We start from the raw sequence: 3010 nt of genomic DNA, 5'->3' as shown, positions 1-3010 counted from the left end.
ATGAAATTGAATTAAATGAAGTTAGATTAAATTAAGTTAAGTGAAGTGAGGTGGAATGAGGTGAAGTGAAGTGAAGTGAGATGAGACCAGTCCAGCAAGGCAGTATCATTCGTCGTCGTATTCCAATTCCAAGTCATAGTCGTCGCGTACGTCAGGAGGGATTGTAGGTGGTTTGGTGTAAAGGGGGGGTGGTGGTTCCCGTAAACATATGGGTAGGCTCCGAGGCCACCACCCATGATGTGTGTGTGTGTTTGTGTGTTTTTCAAATATGGCTGTGTATAGTGGATCTTGGTTGTGTCGTAGTTTCTCCCATGTTTTGTGTGCCCTTCTGTGTATCCTAGTGTTCATGGCTTCTATGTTGTATTTGTGGTGTAGTGTTTCTACTGTGAGATTGTTAGGGTATTGTGTGCCATCCACCCATCTTAGTGCGTGATTTTGTACTATCTGTATGTTTAATTGTTGGTGTTGGCTGTTTGTGACGAGTGGGATGGGTGGATATTCTAGTTTTGGACGGACAAGGGATTTGTATAGTGTTAGTTTTGTTTGTGGTGTGCATTGTGTGAATCTCCGGAGACTAGCCAGGCTGTGTCTAGCCAGCCTGGCTCGCTCCCGAGAGTGTATGGATGTGCCGTGTGTGTTCATGTTTACTCCCAGCATTTTCCCTGTGTAGCTGTATGGTATGTCTGTGTTGTTGACTGTGATCTGTGGTGGTTGTCTGCGTGCGGCTGGAAGGATGTGGAATTTTGTCATGTTTGTTTGTATCTTCCATTTGTGTTCAAAAGTGTTAATGTTTGTGATGGCTGTTTCTGTGGCGAGTTTCATGATGTTTTTTGATTTGGAGGGGTGTGTGATGAGTTGAGTGATGTCGTCTGCGTAAGATATATAGTTGCTAAAGGGTGATGGAAGGGGGAGGTCACCAGTGTAGTGTATGAAGAAGGTTGGAGAGATGATACTACCTTGTGGGACACCGGATCTTAAGGGGATCGGTGGCCCAAGGTAGTTGTTGATTTTGATGTTTGCGTGTCTGTCTCTGAGAAAATCGCATAGTATTTGTTTCATGTTTGCTGGTATGTTGAGCTGTAGTAGTTTATACCTCAAGCCGTCATGCCAGACCTTGTCAAAGGCCTTGCTGACGTCTCGAAGTATTATGTTTGTTTGTTGTTTGTTAGCCAAGCTGAGAGCAATCTCCTCATAGGCTAGTGTAGTGGCTGTGTCTGTGCCTCTCTGGCGTCTGAAACCGTATTGTCGCATGTTGAGTAAGTTGTTGTCTTCTAGGTGTGTTGTCAGACGAGTGTTGAGGACTCTCTCCAGGATTTTCCCAGGAACTTCCAGGAGAGAGATTGGGCGGAAGCTGGTGACCTCGTGTAGAGATTTGAGTGGTTTGGGAATGAGGACTATGGTCGCGGATTTGAAAAGAGAGGGGAAATGACCACAGGCCAAAGAGGCATTGAAAATAGAGCTGAGTCGGTGTAGCATGTTGGGTGGGAGGTGTTGGAGTATGGTTTTGTTTATGGTGCTGGGTCCGGGTGATTTGTTTTTGGCGTGTTTGATGATGGTGGCTATGTCTCCCGGTGTTATGTGTGTTATGAGTGGGTCGTTGTTGTCTAGGGTGTTGAGGTTTATAGTGGGGGTGGGTGTAAGTAGGTGTTGATGTCTGTCTAGGTATTCTGTCACGTCAGTCTCTGTGTCTTGGTCGAATTGTAGGTTTTCAGTGTCAGATATGTGAAAGTTTTGTGTCCAGTAGTGTCTGTGTATTTCTTCCATGGCTTCTGTGGTTGTGATTTTCTGTCTGTGTTGGTTGTAAATGTATGTGCTGTGTGGTTGTTTGGAGGACCCCATCAGTTTGTTGTAGCTGTTCCAGAATGTTTTTGTGTCGTGGTGGTTTTGGCAGAGCTTGCTGATAAGCTGCTGCCATTGTTGTGTGGAATGTTGTTTCGTGGCGTAGTATAGTTGTGTTCTTAATTCCCGGAGTCTCTGCCTGAGGGGCGGGTTCCAACCTCTTAGTGTTGCCAGATCGTATACAGCACGATACTGGACTTTGAGTAGGCGTAGTTGTGGTGTTTCCGTGTAATGTGGTTGAGTTCGATAAGTAGTGGTGGGTATATGATCTCGTCTTGCATTTTGGATGTCTGTGTACCACTGTTGTAGTTGTGTGTCGATCTCGGCGACGGGCTTGCCGTCGAGATCTGGTGTTGTGGTGTCTGAGAGGGCGTCCTTGAACCCCTCCCAGTTCGCGTGTGTTTGTCTTTCTCGTGGGGTGATGGGAATGAGGATGGGGTTGGTTGAAATGGTGGCGATGATGGGGAGGTGATCACTGGTGGTTATGTCTCCTTGTGTTAGGTGGGTGTAGGTGGTGACGCGATTGTTTGTTAAGACGAGATCTGGGGTGGTGTTACGGTGCATGCCAGTGTATGTTGGGAAGTGTGGTCCGAGGTGTTGTAGGGTTCCATCTCTGATGAGGGAGACCAGGGCTGTTCCAACAGGGTTAGTTGTAGTGTAGCCGAATAGTGTGTGGTTGGCATTCCAGTCGCCTAGAATGTATATAGGTTTGCGTTGTCTAAGAAGTTGGTAGAGATCCGGGTATGGTATGTATGGTCTTCTGGGTGGTAAGTATAGTGTGGCAATGATGATGGGGCCCTGTGTGGTGTTGATTTCCGCCGCAATGATCTCTGGTGCTAAGTTTTCAATGAGTTTATGTGTTATTGTGGTTTTGATGGCTATAGCTACGCCATCATTATTTCTACCGGATTTGTTTGTTTGATATGTGTTGTATTGAAAGATTTTAATGCGTTCTGTATCGGGGAGGCCGTGACTGTTTAGGAGGATTATGTCTGGGTCGTGTTTCCGGTAGGTGTTACAGAGTTCATTGCGACGGTCGAATGACCAGTGTAGGACGTTGTGTTGGAGTACTGTAAGTTTTGATGTGAGTGTAGCCATGGGGTGTAGTTCAATGGAGGGTTGTTTGTTGCTGTGTTGTTATTTCTTTGTTTATGTCTATGTAGCCGTTGGT

Annotated in this window: 1 protein-coding gene; it reads right to left on the bottom strand. The window is 46.1% G+C overall.

Features of this window, described 5'->3' with window-relative positions; all coding sequences use genetic code 11:
* Positions 1-105 precede the first annotated feature (105 nt).
* Positions 106-2937 carry a reverse transcriptase family protein gene (locus AAFM92_16685; protein ID MEL7302017.1) on the bottom strand — a complete coding sequence of 944 codons (2832 nt, stop codon included), beginning with the start codon at positions 2935-2937 and terminating at the stop codon, positions 106-108.
* Positions 2938-3010: the final 73 nt, after the last annotated feature.

The organism is Pseudomonadota bacterium (assembly GCA_038533575.1).
Taxonomy (GTDB): domain Bacteria; phylum Pseudomonadota; class Alphaproteobacteria; order Rhodobacterales; family Rhodobacteraceae; genus Shimia_B.
The sequence above is the reverse complement of the archived record's forward strand: the minus strand, read 5'-3'. Positions and strand labels throughout refer to the sequence as shown.